The sequence below is a fragment of the Pedobacter sp. GW460-11-11-14-TSB4 genome (assembly GCF_059423705.1).
The window spans coordinates 282,612-300,730 of the sequence record NZ_JBWKYI010000002.1; the positions used below are offsets into that span (position 1 = coordinate 282,612).

Below are 18,119 nucleotides of genomic sequence, written 5' to 3' on the forward strand. Positions count from 1 at the left end.
CTTATGGAAGAAACAAGGGAACAGCAGCGCTTTCACCGCTTTCTCCAGTTTTTTGTCTACTTCTCCCTGTTCCTAGATTTTTTAGTGTTTGTATATGGCACCAAGATAGGCAGCATCCCCCAAGCCGAGCGGATCGGATTTTCAAGGTTTATGGCTAGACTTGCCAGGCTGCCGATGTACCAGGATCCGTTTTTTAGTAAGAGCTTTCTTTTGTTGCTATTGTGCCTGACTTCAATCGGTACGCTCAGCAGAAAAAACAAGGATATCGATATCCGAAAGTCCATTGTATTCCCTTTGGTCTTGGGATTGATCTCGCTTTTCGGCAGCACCTATTTTCTAGGTTCTAAAGGAAAGGAAATCCTCCCCATGACCACTTGGGACAATATTATCTATGTTCTGGGCTCTTTTTTGGGAACACTACTGGTCCACATTTCTCTGGACAATATCTCCAAGGTGATCAGGAGCAAACTGGGAAAGGACAAATGGAACGTGGAGGGAGAATCGTTCATGCAGGCAACCAAGCCAATTGATTCCCCTAGCAGCGTCAACATCCCCTCGCTTTTTTATTTTAGGGGCAAGGTGCATAGGGGCTTCATCAATATAGAGAACGTTTTTCGAGGCACGCTGCTGATCGGAAACCCGGGCTCGGGAAAATCCTTTGGCGTGGTGATGCCCTTTATCCGCCAGCTACTGGCCAAGGAGTTCTGCATCTGCCTGTATGATTTCAAGTTCCATGACCTTGCCGAAGTGGCCTACTACCACTACCTGCTTGCCAAAAAGAAAGGCAATTGCAAAGACCATGATTTCCACGTCATCAACTTAACGAAAGTGGAAAGGTCAAGGCGGATAAATGTGCTCAGGCCCGATTATATCCGTACGCTGGCCGATGCTTCGGAAACTGCAGAAGCGCTGGTCGAAGCGCTGAAAAAGGGAGATAAATCCGGGGGCAGTGACCAGTTCTTTACCCAAAGTGCGGTGAATTTCTTGGCCTCGTGCATCTACTTTTTTGCCCAGCACCAGAGCGGCAGGTATTCAACTTTTGCCCATGTGCTATCGTTTTTGAACTGCAGCTATGATGAGATTTTTGGGGTACTGTTTACCAATAAGGAACTCACTTCCCTTCTGTCACCATTCTACACCGCTTATAAGGCCAAGGCCTTTGACCAGCTAGAGGGACAAGTGGGAACGCTGAAGATTTTCATCTCGCGCCTTGCCACAAAGGAAACTTTCTGGGTGTTCTCCGGCGATGACTTTGACCTTAAGATCTCTAGGCCCGAAAACCCGTCCATTCTGGTACTGGCCAATGATCCAAACACCCAGAACATCAACTCGGCATGTTATTCTGTGGTGCTAAACCGGCTAACTAGGCTCATCAACTCTAAGGGGAACCTACCTTCTGCGCTGATCATCGATGAGCTGCCGACCCTATTTGTCCACCGGATCGAAAACCTGATCGCAACGGCCAGGAGCAATAAGGTGGCCGTTCTAATGGGCCTTCAGGAGATCCCGCAGTTCCAGCAGCAGTACGGAAAGGATACGGCAAACACCATAACAGCGGTAGTGGGCAATGTGCTCTCGGGAGCTGTGAGAAACAAGGAAACATTGGAGTGGCTGGAAAGGCTTTTTGGAAAGGTGAAACAGCAGAGCGAAAGCCTGTCCATCGACCGCAGTAAGACCTCGCTCTCGCTGAGCGAAAAACTAGAGCCGTTGATCCCGGCCGGAAAGATAGCTTCGCTCCGAACAGGTGAACTGGTAGGCGTACTGGCATCTGATGCGGTGAAAGAGTACAGCGGGGAATTTGAGACTTCTGCCATAAATTGCAGGGTGAACCTGGACATGAAGGCCATTGAGATTGAAAAGGAAAATTATCCGGAGCTCCCGATCTATTATGATTTTGGTGGAAACAAGGAAGCCATTCTCCGTGAGCATTTTTTTAAGATCACTGCGGACGTGGCCGCTATGGTTGCATCCTTCAATTTGCCCCAGGCACCTGCAAAACCAGCCGCAGCGAAGGCCTCAATGAAGGCCACACAATAAACAATTCATTTTTAAATTTTAATTCAACATCATGGAGGAACTAACAGGTACCCTTGTAGCGGTACATCCTGATCTCACCCAAGACCCTGTATCTAGGCAGGGCCAGATTGGTATGGTGGTCGCCGCCGATCTGAAGACCGATACCATCAGTGTCGGGTTTGGAAGCACGGAACTTGGCCATTATTCATCTGATGCGCTACTGGTGCTAAAGGACAAAAATGAGCTGTTCAAAGATGCGATGGTCAATGCAAAGGAACTAGGTCCGGAAGTCTTTAAAAAAATGCTGCTGATCAATATGATCCAGGACAACAGGCCCGAACATAAGTACATGATGCAGGCCATGGAAATGGCCATCAGCAGCGAGCGGATAATGGAGAGCAGCATGACTTCGCTGGAATCAAAACTTAGCCAGCAGATCGCTCAGGCGCAGCAGCAGACCCAGCACGCGAGCATTGGCAGATGACCAAAAAGCTAGGCTTTTTGGGATTGCTGATGATATTTTGCCTTAAGGCTACGTGCCAAACGGACTATTCATTGCCCCTGAACCATTTGAAACTGACCAGCAATTACGGTACACGGATACATCCCATTACCAAACAAACGGATTTTCACCGGGGCATAGACCTTTCGGCAAGGTGCGAGCCGGTAATGGCGGTGCTTTCCGGAAAGGTTTCCTCCTGTGGATATGATCCGATCCTTGGCAATTTCGTAAAGATTGACCACGGGGAAATCCGTACCGTTTATGGGCACCTGCGAATGGTTGCTATTTTTCCAGGAGAATCCGTGCAGGCCGGAACTTTTATCGGTATCACCGGAAGTACCGGCCGTTCCACTGGCGAACACCTGCACTTTGCCGTAAGCGTTTACGGCAGCTATGTAAATCCCCTTGCTTTTTTATTGGGACTGACCAACCTCTGCACTACTGAATGAACCTCAACTTTAAACCCTTTTTATGAAAACTTTATTTGAACCTCACCAGCTGCCCATTTCCGAATTTCAGCGCCTCGGCCTGGTTTTCGAAAACCATATTCAACTAGATCCGGTAGACCTGAATGCACTTTTGCTGGGGCGACGAACCGGGCTGATCACCTTAAGGAACCTTGAGGCCAATGGCCTGAAACTGGAAAAGATAGACCTAAAGCTATCACTGGAAACTAACCGTGAAGGCAAGCTCTCCCTCTCGCTTCATCCCATCTTCCGCAGCCCGCAGCAGCATCCGCTGCTTCAGGGATATGACGCAGATCCTTTGATGGACGGTACAGCTGCCAACATCCACAAAGTTTACAACAAAAACAGTAGGCAGGAATATGAAGCCGTTATTGAATATGACCCGCAGACCAGATCATTTATTGCCTATGACCCCTTGCAGGTGGCCGCACCGATTGCTATCAACGGCATTACGCTCACCGAGCCGCAGGACTATCAGTTTAGGCGGGGCTTGTTGGTGGATTTAGGGGACGGCACCAAGTTCCAACATCGTGCCAGCGAGCCCTTGGGCATTGTAGCCAACCGAAGTGAACTGATCCTAACCTTTGAAGATCCGGGTCCTTTTCAGCATGTGTACATGCACGGCATCCGCAATATACCATTGACCAGACAGCCCCAGCTATTTCCTGATACCCTAGCCTTTCGAATGGCAATGCAGGAAAACGATCCGCCAAGGTACACCGCTTTCGCTAGCGGGGAAATCAGTTCCGCTGAAAACCAGCCACTGCCGTCTCGCAAGCGATGATTCCCGAGCATTTCAAGCAGAACATTCAGCTTGGCATCAAGGTCTATGGCTTTGAAGTGCAGGTGGATTACCACTACTGGTGGCCGGAAAAGAAATCAGAGGCTGAGCAAGGACCGCTTAAATGTCACGCCGAGTTTCGCTCGGATTCCCCTGTGATTTCCAATACCGGTTACCGCTCACACTTTTTCTATGCCGATCTATTACGGTATAGTACCCACTCAACACTAGAAGATCTGCTGATAGAAATAGGGGAATACCTCGCCCGGGAAAACGGCTACGAGCCGCCATCTCTAGGTAATCAGTTATCACTTTTTTAATCATTTATGAACGACGATAATTTGACAGGCCTGAAAAATACCCTTGATCGATTAGGATTTGGAAATAAGCTGAACGAAGTGATGGAGAGTGCGATAAGAAACCAAACGCCGTCATTTTTGCTGGGCATCTGCAGCTACTTTGACCCTCCGGTAAAATTAACCAGCAGCCAGGGGCAAAAAGATTTTGTACAATACATTTTAAACTTTGGACGTTCCCAGAAAACCGGCGACTATAGGCTTTTTAACTACCTGGCCGAACTATCCACGCACAATGGCGTTGAGCGCAAACAGGGATTTGAAATAAATTCCGACCATTACGTTACCGCAAAGGATGCCTACTACCTTCTACTGGGAAATTCTGTGCTGAAAGAAGTTTCGACGCGAAAGGGGTCAACTCTGAAGCCGCCCGAAAAAACAGATGTCTGGTTACGGTTAAACCTACAGATTCCTGCTGCTCTAAACAGGCATCCACTTTCCAAATTTTACCCGCCACATGGATTCTCTGTCCACAACGTTGTTGACAAATACCCAATCTTTTTTCAGCACCCTAATGACAAGGCTACACTGATTAATGCCCTTAAAAAAGGCATGCTGCCAAAAGCGGATATGTTACTTGGCTGCCGGCTTGAACTGGTTTATCTATCTATAAATCCGAAAATGAAAAACCTCGATGTCTTTGATCAGCGCATGAACACGATCAGCAACGACTACATTTTTCAGCAAATACCGCTCTCAGGTATGCCACAGCGCATCGAATTTTCTAATTACACAACATTTGACCTCGAAAAGAACACCGAGAAAGCAAACGAAGCGGTGCAAGGTAACCCTGTCGATGAGCAGCAAGGTAAAGCTCGAAGAAGGTAACCGCAGGAGACAAAACTTCCTATAAAATTAAAGATCTATGAATGAAGCAAATTTAGAATATCTAAAAAAGACCCTCAACTATTTGGGATTTGGTACCAAGCTCAACGACGTCGTTGAAAGCGCGATAACGAAAGAAATACCGAAATTCAGCGTCGGCATTAATACCCGGTTTGAGCCACCACTGACTTTGGGAAATGGCGCAAAACAAAAGGATATCGTACAATTCACGCTTGACTTCAACAAAGCGAAAGAAACCGACACCTATTACCTTAACGATTATACAGCCTATCTGACTGCCCACGATGGCACCAGTCGCAGCCAGCAGTTCAACCTGGAGCGAGATCTCCGTGTTACGGCAAATCAGGCATACCGCTTGCTGCTCGGCGCAGCTCTCCAAAAAGAAACATCGAAACGGCCAGAAGGTGAAAATACGGTTGCTGGAAAAACAAAGGTCTGGATGAAACTTAATCTAGATGTCCTGGATAGCTACGGCAGACATCCGGTTTCTAAAACCTATCCTGCATACGGATTTGACCTTCATTCTGTTCTGGAAAAATATCCGATTTCTGGATTAAAAGAAAATGAGCTTCCCTCATTGATTACTGAAGTTGAAAAAGGCATGCTTCCAAGGCTCACCATGGAAATTGAGGGCAGGATAACTCCAGTGATCATCTCGGCCAATCCTCAGATGAAGAACCTGGATGTATATGACTTGTTGATGAACCAAATCAAAAACGATAGGATTTTCACCGCTGAGTTGAAATCAGATCCTGCACAGCGTGTCGAGCTAACTGATCAGCATCAGGTTAATGAACACAAATTTACAGGTAACGAATTTCAGGCTGGAGATACAGAAAATATAAACCAGCAATCAAGAAGTAGAGGCCGATAACCTAACAAAAATCCTATGAACAAACTTTTTAAAAAAATTGACCGCATTAGGGGTAGTGGAACCGCTATGCTTGACCTTCGTCCGAACTCCCCTTATTTCCACCTTGACGGGCAGGTCTTTGCCGTACACAGCATTGGCACTCCAGGCCTTAAATGTCCGGTGGTGCTGATCATCGAAGGCGAGCAGGTGGAGTTTTCAATTGATGATATCCATTAGTCATTATTTATCCATTTTATGAGCAAGATAAAATTAAAAACCCCCATCAGCTATTATGGCGGGAAACAAAAGCTAGCTTCCAGGATCGTATCGGTTATTCCTGAACATGTGCTCTACTGCGAACCGTTCATTGGCGGTGCTGCCGTCTTCTTTGCAAAACCACCCTCAAAAGTTGAAGTGATCAACGATACCAACAGGGAACTGATGAACTTTTATAGGGTGGCCAAGGAAGATTTCGTTTCCCTGGAAAAGGAAATCCGCATCAGCCTGCACAGCCGTGACCTATACCGCAAGGCTTCGGTAATCTATAACAACCCCGATATGTTCAGTGAGATCAAGCGGGCCTGGGCCGTCTGGCTAAGTGCCTCCCAAAGCTTCAGCTCTCAGCTGGATAGCAACTGGGGTTATGATAAACAGAGCAATACTACCAGTAAAAGAATCCAGAACAAAAAGGAGAATTTCGTTGAAGAAATGGCTATCAGGCTACAGAACTGCCAGATCGAATGTGCAGATGCACTCTATATCATTGGCAGCCGGGACACGGAGAACAGTTTTTTCTATTGCGATCCCCCGTACTACAATTCCAACTGTGGCCACTATGATGGTTATTCGGAGCAGGATTTTGAGTCCCTGCTATTTCTTCTTTCCAAGATCAAAGGAAAATTTCTGCTCTCATCCTATCCCTCGCCACTGCTTGAAAAATACACCAAGGAAAATGGCTGGGTGAACTGGTCCATTGAGCAGCAGGTTTCGGTTAACGCAAAATCGGGAAAGCTCAAAAGCAAAACCGAGATGCTCACGGCAAATTATCCATTTGCACTGGAAAAGGAGTTACCAAAAGACCGATCATCTCCCACACCAACTGATGAAATACATAATTAAATCCACTTTATTATCTGCTTACAAAGGAGGCGAGAATGGAAAATACCTGTTGGAACAAACTTGAAATCCTTGGTGAAACGCTTACAATGTCCTTGAGCACTTCTATGAAATGGGCTATGATGCTCCTCCGTTTCTTGCTATCCTGGTCGATACGGAAGCTGTCTATTTTGAATCCCGTATTGCACCTCCTTTAAAAGACCTTCAGGAGATTGCCGAATCCTTTGATGTGGATCTGAAGCTGCTATATATCCTTCCCGATGAACATAAAAGAGAAAAATTCAACTATACATGCCTAAAGAACCGAAAGCTAGAAGGCCTGGCCAGTGACCTAAAGAAGCAGATTTTTAAAGCAGTCTCTGTTCAGGAGCTCGAAAAGGCTTCTGTATCCATTAACGAAAAAGGGCACGGGTCGCACATTAACATGAATGAATGGACAATCTTGGCCTACCTGGCAGAAAAGAAGTACAATGAACTTGCGATTGCGCATAAACAAGTGGATGAAGGTATCTCATCACCAAAAAGAAAAATAGGCAGATAAGCCCTCTGATTAAAAAGGAAAGCGATTTCGCCTTCTTTTTCTAGCTTCCCTTCTTAGGTAGCCAATAAATACAAGGCATAACACCAACATGAGCATGCCGCTACGGGCAGAATCTTTCATGGCAATTCCAGAAAGCATGATGCCCGCACTGAGCATGGAAAAGATGAATAGATAAATGATATTTTTCATAACACTGATTAACAGAGAATTATCGTCTAATTCTGTTCCACTTTTCGTCCGATCAAAATAAATATTGATTTTTCTGCTAAATCATTTTGTTATTTGGGTTAAAGGTCTACATTTGACCCTGAGAGCGTTAATTTAGATACAGGCAGATTTGGATTCGTCCGGTCTGTCTGTTCTTTTCCACAGCATCGAACTCCAAGTTTTCGCGATTTTCAGGTCTTAGGATATTTCCCCAATTCGTCCCTACCACTATTTACTTCTCGAACTGTTATTCACTATGAATTCTGAACTTATCAAAACCTTGGAGGAAGATAAGACTCCTGGGCAGCATACTTATTCAGTTACCATCAAAAGACCTAAAAAAACGCCCAAAACCTATAAGATAAATGTAACTTATATTCCAACGACCGAAGAAAAAGCAAGAATAAAACTCTCGATTGTAGAAAGTATTATCAAACGGACTTTCATCAAATAGTACGACTGGATATCGCATCCATCCGTTCCTATCTTTCCCCAAGACTTTTTAAAAAGAAACGGGAACAATCATCCCGACTGTTCCCGTTTATCTAAATTAACGCTCTCTTTATAAAGACGACCAATCTGAAAAGATATTGTGTTACCACCAAAGTTTTTCATCTGGTCCAAAAGGCAAATCTGCTAGGCCTGAAAAGCATCTTACCTCCCGAATCCATCTCCTTTCAACAACAGCTCGAGCTGCTCCAAGTTCTCTTTCTTGGGAACAGACTCCCCGGCTTCCCAAGCACCAATTGTCGTGCTATTAACTCCCAAAATTTTACCAAGCCGCTTATGGCTTAATCCATTTTTCCATCGATAAGCCTTTAGTTTCCCTCCAAAATTGCTTTCGTCAAAAGTCAAAGGTGAGTAACCTAAAAATAACTGTATGCCCGGATAATAGTTGATTTGTGGTATACTTTTATTGTTCTCCCAGTTCGTGATACAATCCTCTGAAACACGTAAAATATCAGCTAAATCGCACTGTAACAGCCTTAATTCCATCCTCTTCTTTCTCAGATGCTCCCCAATAGTCATGGGCTTTTTTGGATAGGACTTTGGCATTGGTTTGTTGACTTTTCGCTTAAAATTGACAAAAGGCAACGCAACCATGTCCTTGCGGCTTTTATAATCACCCGGAGAAAGATTGTGTTTGCGCTCCTGGCGTAGTACAGAAATACCTGAGTAAAATATCCGGACCACTTTTAGACCGCATCGATCTTCATGTAGAAGTTACCCCTGTTGATTTTACAGAACTAGCCTCTTCACAGGAAGCAGAAAAAAGCAACCTCATTAGAGAACGAGTAATTAAAGCTAGGGAAATTCAGGATAAACGTTTTGCAGATAAAAAGGAGCTACACTGCAACGCGCAGATGAATCCTAAAATGGTTCGGAAAGTATGCGAGATAAGTGAAGCAGGCACCGGCCTCTTAAAAACAGCTATGGAAAGATTAGGATTATCTGCACGTGCTTACGATCGGATTTTAAAAGTAGCACGTACCATTGCCGATTTAGCAGGTAGTGAAAATATAGCGCTCGAACATTTAGCCGAATCGATTAATTATAGAAGCCTGGATAGAGAGGGTTGGGCAGGGTAACATACCGTGCTCCTACAGCATAAATAAAACACAATAAGCTAATTTTTAAGAAATTACAAACAATCTAAATAAATTAACATGTCAGAAACAGAAAACAAACAGCAGTTAATCAAGCCTCAAATTAAACACGAGCAACATTGGATATTGAGGTTTATCAAAACTTGGATAGTGCTGGCACTATTACTCATTATGGCAGGATTATTCCTTAACCATATTTACGAAATGTCGCACGAAATATATTACTTATTTGGCTGCCACTTCCTAATTATTTTAGGCGAAGCCATTTTTGTAATGTTCACCTTACACTTACTTGTCGAAAAAAGAAATCATGATTACAGTTACTCCCTCTTACAAGAACAGTCTCAAAATTTTAACACAGAATTTAACAATTTAATAATTGGCTTTAAACAGGAAACAAAAGAAACACTCGAAGATTTAAAGGTTAATGGAATTTTTGCTGCTATTTTGAGAGAGAAATTACCCCATCAAATTGTAGAAAAGATGTTAAGCAGCAAATTCCTGAATGCCGCAATCCTCCGCGAAAACTTAAAACTTACTTTCGACTATTTAAGGATCGAAGGAGACAATATCATTTTTAACCAACGTATGGATTTTGACATTAGGTATATTTCTGGATCAAAATCACATTACGACTATGATTTGTATTTAAAACTGAGTAAAACCCCGGTTGCCGATTATAAATTTGAAGAGGCTGGGCATCGATCAGGTGATGACTGGGATAAGCTATATCACCTTGAAGGCGCTGAAAATGGAGGGATTAAGAAAGAACAAAATGATGTTTATAAAATGACTACCAACGTACCAATTGCCAAAAACGAAAAAAATAGTTTTTATCAAATATTAGAAGCAACCTATAATATCGGCGGAGAAGGTACGGTTGACAACTATTTCTCAAACTTACACACCATCAACATGAGTATTGAGATTAATAATTTCCCCAAAGAATATTCGTTTATTGTATATCCCACATTTCCAAGGGCAAACTTTAACCCTAAAATAACTGGCACGAAAATTTCTTATGAGTTAATTGAATTTCTGGTGCCAGGGCAAGGCTTTAGTTTCAGTATTTCAAAAAAATAATAAATTGTATATATTCGTATATTAAATAAAGGAATCATGCCGATTGAAAATTAATTAATTTGGAAAACAGCGTTAAAATTATCACAAAAGCAGTTTTTATGATTAAAACCTGTGAAAAGGGATATTCTTGAGAAGGGTATCCCTTTTTCTTTTTTACCAGCACCAAAGAAAACATGTCTTCTTATTGAATAAAGAAACTGCGGTGCAAAAATCATTTCCATAGTTAGGGGTAAATTGAACCCGGCTCCTGTAAACTAAACAGTTTCTTACTCCTTTCGGTTGTTTTTTATCCTCATAGCCAGGACGAGACCACCCTGCCAAACCACAACATAAGACGCTTAATACCAGCGAATTAAAATTTAAAAAACAAATCAAATCCCTTCATTTTCACCATGCTCTGGCCACCTTTGGCACAGTCGTTGTCATAGCACTGTTACATTTATTACCTATTTAAAATTAAAAAAGTGAAAGAGATGAAAAAGACAGTTCAAATTTTTAGCATGCTATTAATAGCATTAACCGTGATGGTATCGTGTAAAAAAGATACCGATCCTGCAGATCGAGATTTCTTTGTGGGCACTTACAATGGAACCGTTTCTTACCGCAGCGGCGAAACTACGATTAACAGTACCGATGGTAAAGTAACGGTAAGCAAAGTTGGCGAAACGTATAACTTTTACTTTGGCAACAACATTCCTGATATTACAGGTGTAAAGTTTGAAAAAACAGGCGACAATAGTTACGTAAGTATTGGTTCGGGTTTAACCGGTATCAGTATTGACGCTAGCACCCTTAAAATTTTGGTTTCAAAAGATGGAAAAACCTGGACGGCAAATTGCACGAGGTAACCATTTAAAAAAACAGAAGGCCCGATTTTAACAATCGGGCCTTTTTTATGTTTATAATTCTTCTTCCTCATCGTCCTCTTCTTCGGGGACATACTTTTCAATGGCCTGCCCAATGGCATTCACTTCTTCATCTTCCTCAAAAATCGGAAGTTCGGTTTTATAGTCCATTTTCAACCAGATGGATGAAGTATCTTTTTGAATCTGGATGTATTCTTTTCCATCTTTAAAAATGGTATATGAATCATTTCCCTCCGGAAAAACGGAATAATTAACTGGCCCTATTTCTATATCAAAAGGTTCTTGCATGGCGAATATTTTTCTTCAAAGATAAAAAATCTTTTCTTTGGATAATTGCAGTCAACCTGAGCTTCCTGATGAAAACCAACATCCGTAATAGAATGCCCTTGAATATTCTATAATTAAAAAATTACGCCTGATTGTTTAAAAATCCCATCATTTATATTACTTTACGGCTATAGAATTTACTGTACAGATAAGAAGATGAAGTTAACGTTTTGGGGAGCAGCACAACAGGTAACAGGAAGTATGCACCTGCTCGAAGTTGGACATTATAAAATACTGATAGATTGCGGATTAGATTACGAGAAAGAAACCTACCAGGAAGAAAATCAACAATTCCCATTCGATCCGGCAAGCATTAACCTCGTCATTTTAACCCATGCCCATATCGATCACTCTGGAAATTTACCTACGCTGGTTCGATTAGGTTTCGACGGCCAGGTACTCTGTACACCCCCAACCGCCGACCTTACTTCGATACTATTATTCGATTCTGTTGAACTTTTCTTAAGGAAAGCAGGCCGAAAACCCAGAACTAAACGTGGCAATTTTAGCGGGCCAAAACCTTTGTACCTGCACAAACACGTGATGGATACAATAGACCGTTTTGTAACCATTGCCTTTAACAAGCCCTTCAAAATCAATGGCGATATCAGTCTAACATTTGTGCCAGTTGGCCATTTGCTTGGTGCTGCTGCTGCTATTTTAACCGTAAATGATAATGGTCTGGAGAAGAAAATTGCTTTTACAGGCGATATCGGAAGAGAGAACTATCCGGTTTTGGTTAACCCAGAGCCCTTGCCAGAGGTTGATTATCTGATTAGCGAAGCAACTTATGGCGGGAGAATGCACACCAAAGATCAAACGTTAGAAGAAAGGTTGGTTCAGGAAATTACCGAAGCCTGTATTAAAAGTCCTGGTCGATTGATTATTCCAGCATTTAGTATTGGCCGTACGCAATCGCTGGTATTTGCACTGAATCAGATTTTCACCAAAAAGCTATTACCACCTATCCAGATTTTTGTAGATAGCCCAATGGCTATTCAAGCTACAGAGGTTTACCGGAAACACCACAACCTGGTAAATCAGGAGGCGAAGGATTTTTACCAAACCATGGGCGATGAGTTCGAATTTGAGCACCTGGCTTACGTTCAAACTATGAAAGAAAGTAAAGATGTTTCCAATTATTTCGATCCCTGCATTATTATTTCTTCTGCGGGTATGTTAGAAGGCGGACGGATTCAGGATCACCTCTATTACAACATCCAGAACTACTACTGTACTATTCTTTTTATCGGCTATTGTGCTAAGGGAACACTTGGATATAAGTTATTAAGCGGAGCGCCGATAGTGCGCATTAAAGATCGAGAAATGATGGTTTATGCAACAATACGCCAAACCGATCTGCTTAGTGGCCATGGCGATCACAACGACTTAGTGAAAACCATTAAACAAACGGGGCAGCCTAAAAAGGTTTTTTTGGTTCATGGCGAAGATAAAAGCTTGCAGAGCCTGTCAGCAGCTTTACAGGAAGAGGGTTTTAATGTAGAAGTGCCTGAAAGAGGGGCGGTTTTTGAGTTGTAGGCTCAATTGTTCATTGGTGATGATGGTTTTTCTTGACAGTTTATGGTCTTGTGGTTCATCGTTGATGGCCATCACGGCTAATAAACCATCAACAAAACAGATCTTCACTGCAATCAGAATAACAAGGCTTGTATCAACCCAAACATCTCACATCAGCACTCTTACATTTTCCATCATTAACCCCTTACTTGCCCGTCACCTCTTACCACCCACTTATAACTGGTTAATTCTTCTAATCCCATCGGACCACGGGCATGAAGTTTTTGCGTACTAATGCCAATTTCGGCACCAAGGCCAAACTGTGCACCATCTGTAAATCCGGTAGAGGCGTTGGCATACACGGCAGCGGCATCTACTTCATTTAAAAATTGAGCAATATTATCGGCGTCTTCAGAAATAATGGCTTCGCTATGTTTAGAGCTATAATCGGCAATGTGGTTTAAAGCTTCAGTTAAATCAGCTACGATTTTAACGGCTAATTTTAAAGATAAAAACTCTGTACCAAAGTGTTCTGGCGAAGCCTGATTTAACAGTTGCGCAGGATAAGAAACTTTTAGTGCTTCATAACTTTTTTCATCAGCATACAGTTCTACATTTCCATCGGCCAAAGGCGATAAAAGCGCAGGCAAATCAGTAAGCCGGTTTTGATTAATCAGCACACAATCTAAAGAATTGCATACACTTACCCTTCTGGTTTTGGCATTAAAAATAATCGCTTTGCCTTTCTCCAAATCACCAGTTTCATCAAAATAAGTATGCACAATTCCGGCTCCGGTTTCAATAACAGGGATTTTACTGTTTTCGCGTACGTAATTAATTAAAGATTGGCTTCCTCGCGGAATTAAAACATCAACAAAACCTCTTGCATTTAATAAAGCTTCGGTTGCTGCGCGTTCTGCAGGTAAAAGCGTTAAAATATCAGCATTGATTCCGTTTTTATCCAACACCCCATGAATTACTTTCGCAATGGCTAAATTTGAAAACTCCGCATCACTGCCGCCTTTGAGCACAGCAACATTTCCGGTTTTAAAACAAAGCGAGAATACATCGGCCGTAACATTTGGACGGGCTTCGTAAATTACTCCAACCACACCTAACGGTACACTTACTTTTTGTATATGAAGCTGGTTCTCCAGCGTTTTATCCGAAATAATTTTACCCAATGGACTGCTTAAGCCGGCAACATTTTTAAGGTCATTTGCAATATCAGCTATACGTTCTCTACTTAGCTTTAATCTGTCGTATTTGGGGTCTTCGATAGGCATTTTAGCTAAATCCTTGCCGTTTTCAGCAAGAATTAATTCAGTATTGGCCACTAAAGCAGCAGCCAGCGCTGTTAAAACAGCATCTGTTGTTTCTTTGCTCAGGCTAATTAAGGTACGACTAGCCTGTTGTGCTTTTTCGAAGTATTGTTTATAATCCATTGGTTTATTTAAGATCCTGAAACAAGTTCAGGATGACGTATGATTTTATTAAATAGCCGAGTAAAAATAATCGTAATGCACCAGCGCTTTTTGTTTCTTCTGCCCGATTCTTTCTCTGGCTTTATCCGATCCATATTCAGCGATTCCCAGTCCGATCAGGTTGTTTTTTTCATCAACAATTTTAATAATATCGCCTTTTAAAAAGTCTGTCTGGATTTCGATAATCCCAACCGGTAGTAAGCTGGTTGCTTTGCTGGAAGTTAATACCGTTTTTGCGCCATCATTTAATTTCACAACGCCCGTTGCAGCAGTTTCAGAATGGGCAATCCATTTTTTCTTGCCAGATTTGCTTTTTTCGGGCACAAAGCGTGTATGCACCAATTCGTTATTTAACAAAGAAGTCAGCACATTGTCTTTCGTCCCGTTGGCAATATGAACCGTGATGCCCAGTTTAGCCACTTTTTGCGCCATGGTCGATTTGGTAATCATTCCGCCGCGGCCAAATTGCGATTTACCGGTTTGGATAAAAGAGGCCAGATTAGCAACCGAACCATTAATTTCTTCAATAACCGCCGATCCTTCCACTTTGGGATCACCATTGTAGATGCCGTTTACGTTCGATAGGATAATCAAAGCGTCGGCATTTAACATCGAAGCAATTAGGCCCGCCAATTCATCGTTATCGGTGAACATCAGCTCGGTAACCGAAACCACATCATTCTCATTTACCACAGGAATTACCTCATTTTGAAGCAAAATCTGCAGACAGTTTTTCATGTTTAAATAATGTGCCCGGTCACGGAAATCTTCTTTGGTAACCAAAACCTGTGCACATTGTATCGCATGTGCTGCAAAAAAATTAGCGTAGGTATTAATCAGTTTTACCTGACCAATGGCCGCCAGTAGTTGTCGGGTAGTTACGGCATCTTGTTTTTCGGAAACTTTGATCAAACTTCTGCCCGATGCCACTGCTCCGGAAGAAACCAAAATAACCTCAATACCCTGCTTTTTAATGTCGGCCAGTTGATTTACAAGGTGTTTAATTCTTCCTTCATCAGGCAACCCATTCGCTTGTGTAATTACATTCGAACCAACTTTAACAACTATTTTTTTGTACCCTAATTTCATTATTATTTTCAAACGATTTGATGTGGCAATTTACCATCAATTTTTCTAATTCAGATCATTATCTATAGGCATAATGGATTTTTACAAAAATGGCAATGGGTTTGGCGTATGGTGTGAAGCGTTTGGGGTATGGTGTGAAGCGTTTGGGGTTAGGCGTCAATTAAACGATTAACCCTTTCCGCACTAATGAACCAATGACAAATGAACCATTGAACTAATGCCTAATGAACTATTGAACTAAATGATTAAATTGCATTCAACCTAAATTCAAACCGCCTATGAAACGTATCTTACCTGGCTTAATTGTGCTTAGTGCAATTACGGCTTGTAATAACCCTCAAAAGAAAGAAATGAAAGCGATTAAGTGGCCCGATGCCAAAGCTCCGGTAGCAGAAATTATTCCGCACCAAAGAGTTATACACGGCGATACCGTAGTAGATAATTATTATTGGATGATCGATTATTTTAAAAAAGGTCCCGATAGTACAAAAGTTGTCGATTATCTAAAAGCCGAAAACACCTACCTGAACACAATGATGAAAAGTACGGATCAATTTCAGGCTGATCTGTTTAAAGAAATGAAAGGTAGGATTAAAGAAAAAGATGAATCTGTTCCTGTTTTCAAAAATGGCTATTTCTATTATACCAGAACTGAAGACGGACAACAATATTTTAAATATTGCCGTAAAAAAGGGAGTTTATCTGCCGCGGAGGAAATACTCTTGGATGTTGATAAACTGGCAAAAGGCCATGCCTATTACAGCGCAACCGGATTTAATGTTAGTCCCGACAATAAACTTTTGGCCTTTGGCGTAGATCAGGTTTCACGCCGCCAATACACCATTAATGTTAAAAATTTAGAAACCGGTGAAATCCTGAAAGATGCCATTACCAACACCGAAGGTGGGGTAGCATGGGCGAATGATAATAAAACGCTTTTCTATACCTCAAAAAATCCGGTTACCCTCTTAAGCGAAAAAATCAAAAAACACACGCTGGGTACCGATGCTAAAACAGATGTAGTGGTTTATGATGAAAAAGACAACAGCAACTATATCGGTGTGATGAAATCAAAAAATGGCCGTTTTATTTTCATTGCCTCACAAGGAACATTAACTACTGAATACAGAATGATTGATGCCGATCATCCGGAAGCAGCCTTTAAAGTATTTTCGCCCCGCTCAAACGATGTTTTATACGATATTTTAACGGTAGATGATAAGTTTTACATCGTTACGAACTGGAATGCTAAAAATTTCCGCCTGATGCAGTGCCCGCTGGATAAAACAGAAAAAGAAAACTGGAAAGAAGTTATTCCTAACCGAAAGGATGTTTTACTCGAATATGGAGAGGAATTTAAAGATCATTTGGTGTTATCAGAGCGTAAAAACGGCTTAACCGAACTGCGTGTACTGAAAAAAGATGGCAGCGATTATTATATTAAGTTCGATGAACCTGTTTATGCGGCTGGCGTTGGTGCGAACCCCGAGTACAACAGTAAAACATTACGTTATTCCTATACCTCTCTAACTACGCCAAATTCGGTTTACGATTACGATCTGGAGAAAAAGGATAAAAAGCTAATGAAACAGCAGGAAGTTGTTGGCGGCTACGATCCAAAAGATTACGCAACTGAACGTGTTTTCGCTACGGCAAAAGATGGCACAAAAATACCGATTGCCTTGGTTTATAAAAAAGGCTTCAAAAAGAACAGCAATGCTCCATTACTCCTTTATGCCTATGGATCTTACGGATCGAGCACGGATGCAAATTTCTCTTCACCTAGGTTGAGTTTGTTAAACCGTGGCTTTGTTTTCGCTATTGCCAATATTCGTGGTGGACAAGAAATGGGACGTCAATGGTATGAAGATGGTAAACTGATGAAAAAGAAAAACACTTTCACCGATTTTATTTCGGCAGGGGAATACCTCGTTGATCAGAAATATACTTCAAAAGGCCATTTATATGCACACGGTGGTAGCGCTGGTGGTTTGTTGATGGGTGCAGTAGCCAATATGGCGCCCGATTTATGGAATGGCATAATTGCCGATGTTCCTTTTGTAGACGTAATTAATACCATGTTGGATGAAAGCATTCCGCTAACGACCAATGAATTTGACGAATGGGGCAATCCGAAACAAAAAGCAGCTTACGATTATATGAAAAGCTATTCTCCTTATGAAAATGTAGAGAAAAAAGCTTACCCGAATATGCTGGTTACGACAGGCTTACACGATAGCCAGGTACAATATTTCGAGCCGGCCAAATGGGTGGCCAAATTAAGGGCCACAAAAACTGATAAAAATGTATTATTGCTAAAAACCAATATGGAATTTGGTCATGGCGGCGCATCAGGCCGTTTCGATTATTTGAAAGATGTATCGTTACGCTGGGCGTTTTTATTCTCGCTAGAAGGGATAACGAAATAATTTTCCATAAATCCGTCATTCCCAACTTGAT

Annotated in this window: 20 protein-coding genes and 1 pseudogene; 16 read left to right on the plus strand and 5 right to left on the minus strand. The window is 42.0% G+C overall.

Annotated elements, in window-relative coordinates:
- Nucleotides 1-3 precede the first annotated feature (3 nt).
- The 10 genes from AC07YT_RS04165 to AC07YT_RS04210 all read left to right on the plus strand — a co-directional run bounded on the left by AC07YT_RS04165 (nucleotide 4) and on the right by AC07YT_RS04210 (nucleotide 7,478).
- Nucleotides 4-2,037: a type IV secretory system conjugative DNA transfer family protein gene (locus AC07YT_RS04165; protein ID WP_086548404.1), complete on the plus strand. Its 2,034-nt coding sequence runs from the start codon at nucleotides 4-6 to the stop codon at nucleotides 2,035-2,037.
- A 31-nt stretch (nucleotides 2,038-2,068) separates the two neighbouring features.
- A complete protein-coding gene (locus AC07YT_RS04170; protein ID WP_086548405.1) occupies nucleotides 2,069-2,500 on the plus strand; it encodes a hypothetical protein in 432 nt (143 codons plus the stop codon).
- A gap of 86 nt (nucleotides 2,501-2,586) precedes the next feature.
- Nucleotides 2,587-2,967: a M23 family metallopeptidase gene (locus AC07YT_RS04175; RefSeq protein WP_494945178.1), complete on the plus strand. Its 381-nt coding sequence runs from the start codon at nucleotides 2,587-2,589 to the stop codon at nucleotides 2,965-2,967.
- 22 nt (nucleotides 2,968-2,989) lie between these two features.
- Nucleotides 2,990-3,769 (plus strand): DUF4099 domain-containing protein, encoded by a 780-nt coding sequence (locus AC07YT_RS04180; protein ID WP_086548407.1) that lies wholly within the window; start codon nucleotides 2,990-2,992, stop codon nucleotides 3,767-3,769.
- Nucleotides 3,766-4,086 (plus strand): hypothetical protein, encoded by a 321-nt coding sequence (locus AC07YT_RS04185; protein ID WP_086548408.1) that lies wholly within the window; start codon nucleotides 3,766-3,768, stop codon nucleotides 4,084-4,086. The genes AC07YT_RS04180 and AC07YT_RS04185 overlap by 4 nt, the downstream gene beginning before the upstream one ends.
- A gap of 6 nt (nucleotides 4,087-4,092) precedes the next feature.
- On the plus strand, nucleotides 4,093-4,950 hold the full coding sequence (locus AC07YT_RS04190; protein ID WP_086548409.1) for a hypothetical protein: 858 nt from the start codon (nucleotides 4,093-4,095) through the stop codon (nucleotides 4,948-4,950).
- Nucleotides 4,951-4,987: 37 nt separating this feature from the next.
- Complete coding sequence (locus tag AC07YT_RS04195; RefSeq protein WP_086548410.1) at nucleotides 4,988-5,842, plus strand: hypothetical protein; 855 nt, start codon at nucleotides 4,988-4,990, stop codon at nucleotides 5,840-5,842.
- Between the two features lie 15 nt (nucleotides 5,843-5,857).
- Nucleotides 5,858-6,058, plus strand: a complete 201-nt coding sequence (locus tag AC07YT_RS04200) for a hypothetical protein (RefSeq protein ID WP_086548411.1) — start codon at nucleotides 5,858-5,860, stop codon at nucleotides 6,056-6,058.
- 18 nt (nucleotides 6,059-6,076) lie between these two features.
- A complete protein-coding gene (locus tag AC07YT_RS04205) occupies nucleotides 6,077-6,940 on the plus strand; it encodes a DNA adenine methylase (RefSeq protein WP_086548412.1) in 864 nt (287 codons plus the stop codon).
- A gap of 109 nt (nucleotides 6,941-7,049) precedes the next feature.
- The gene (locus AC07YT_RS04210; RefSeq protein WP_086548413.1) at nucleotides 7,050-7,478 is read left to right on the plus strand and encodes a hypothetical protein; all 429 of its coding nucleotides are present in this window, start codon (nucleotides 7,050-7,052) and stop codon (nucleotides 7,476-7,478) included.
- A gap of 9 nt (nucleotides 7,479-7,487) precedes the next feature.
- Here AC07YT_RS04210 and AC07YT_RS04215 read toward each other — a convergent pair whose 3' ends face one another.
- The gene (locus AC07YT_RS04215) at nucleotides 7,488-7,667 is read right to left on the minus strand and encodes a hypothetical protein (protein WP_145954288.1); all 180 of its coding nucleotides are present in this window, start codon (nucleotides 7,665-7,667) and stop codon (nucleotides 7,488-7,490) included.
- A 274-nt stretch (nucleotides 7,668-7,941) separates the two neighbouring features.
- On the opposite strand from AC07YT_RS04215, the gene AC07YT_RS04220 reads away from it, so the two are divergent.
- Nucleotides 7,942-8,139, plus strand: coding sequence for a hypothetical protein (locus AC07YT_RS04220; protein WP_086548414.1), 198 nt, complete (start codon nucleotides 7,942-7,944; stop codon nucleotides 8,137-8,139).
- Between the two features lie 200 nt (nucleotides 8,140-8,339).
- Here AC07YT_RS04220 and AC07YT_RS04225 read toward each other — a convergent pair whose 3' ends face one another.
- Nucleotides 8,340-8,741, minus strand: a complete 402-nt coding sequence (locus AC07YT_RS04225) for a helix-turn-helix domain-containing protein (RefSeq protein ID WP_086548415.1) — start codon at nucleotides 8,739-8,741, stop codon at nucleotides 8,340-8,342.
- A gap of 44 nt (nucleotides 8,742-8,785) precedes the next feature.
- Between AC07YT_RS04225 and AC07YT_RS04230 the strand changes: the two are divergent.
- The 3 genes and pseudogenes from AC07YT_RS04230 to AC07YT_RS04240 form a co-directional block, all read left to right on the plus strand.
- Nucleotides 8,786-9,274: pseudogene (locus AC07YT_RS04230) on the plus strand (magnesium chelatase subunit ChlI family protein); the annotation flags it as partial.
- Between the two features lie 78 nt (nucleotides 9,275-9,352).
- Nucleotides 9,353-10,375, plus strand: coding sequence for a hypothetical protein (locus tag AC07YT_RS04235; RefSeq protein WP_086548416.1), 1,023 nt, complete (start codon nucleotides 9,353-9,355; stop codon nucleotides 10,373-10,375).
- A 473-nt stretch (nucleotides 10,376-10,848) separates the two neighbouring features.
- On the plus strand, nucleotides 10,849-11,223 hold the full coding sequence (locus AC07YT_RS04240) for a hypothetical protein (RefSeq protein WP_086548417.1): 375 nt from the start codon (nucleotides 10,849-10,851) through the stop codon (nucleotides 11,221-11,223).
- A 51-nt stretch (nucleotides 11,224-11,274) separates the two neighbouring features.
- Here AC07YT_RS04240 and AC07YT_RS04245 read toward each other — a convergent pair whose 3' ends face one another.
- A complete protein-coding gene (locus AC07YT_RS04245; protein ID WP_086548418.1) occupies nucleotides 11,275-11,529 on the minus strand; it encodes a hypothetical protein in 255 nt (84 codons plus the stop codon).
- Between the two features lie 195 nt (nucleotides 11,530-11,724).
- Between AC07YT_RS04245 and AC07YT_RS04250 the strand changes: the two genes are divergently transcribed.
- Nucleotides 11,725-13,107 (plus strand): MBL fold metallo-hydrolase RNA specificity domain-containing protein, encoded by a 1,383-nt coding sequence (locus AC07YT_RS04250; protein WP_086548419.1) that lies wholly within the window; start codon nucleotides 11,725-11,727, stop codon nucleotides 13,105-13,107.
- Nucleotides 13,108-13,283: 176 nt separating this feature from the next.
- Here the strand turns inward: AC07YT_RS04250 and AC07YT_RS04255 are convergent, their stop codons facing one another.
- A complete protein-coding gene (locus AC07YT_RS04255) occupies nucleotides 13,284-14,531 on the minus strand; it encodes a glutamate-5-semialdehyde dehydrogenase (RefSeq protein ID WP_086548420.1) in 1,248 nt (415 codons plus the stop codon).
- Between the two features lie 48 nt (nucleotides 14,532-14,579).
- Nucleotides 14,580-15,659, minus strand: a complete 1,080-nt coding sequence (gene proB / locus AC07YT_RS04260) for a glutamate 5-kinase (protein ID WP_086548421.1) — start codon at nucleotides 15,657-15,659, stop codon at nucleotides 14,580-14,582.
- Between the two features lie 278 nt (nucleotides 15,660-15,937).
- Between proB and AC07YT_RS04265 the strand changes: the two genes are divergently transcribed.
- Complete coding sequence (locus AC07YT_RS04265) at nucleotides 15,938-18,088, plus strand: S9 family peptidase (RefSeq protein ID WP_086548422.1); 2,151 nt, start codon at nucleotides 15,938-15,940, stop codon at nucleotides 18,086-18,088.
- Nucleotides 18,089-18,119: the final 31 nt, after the last annotated feature.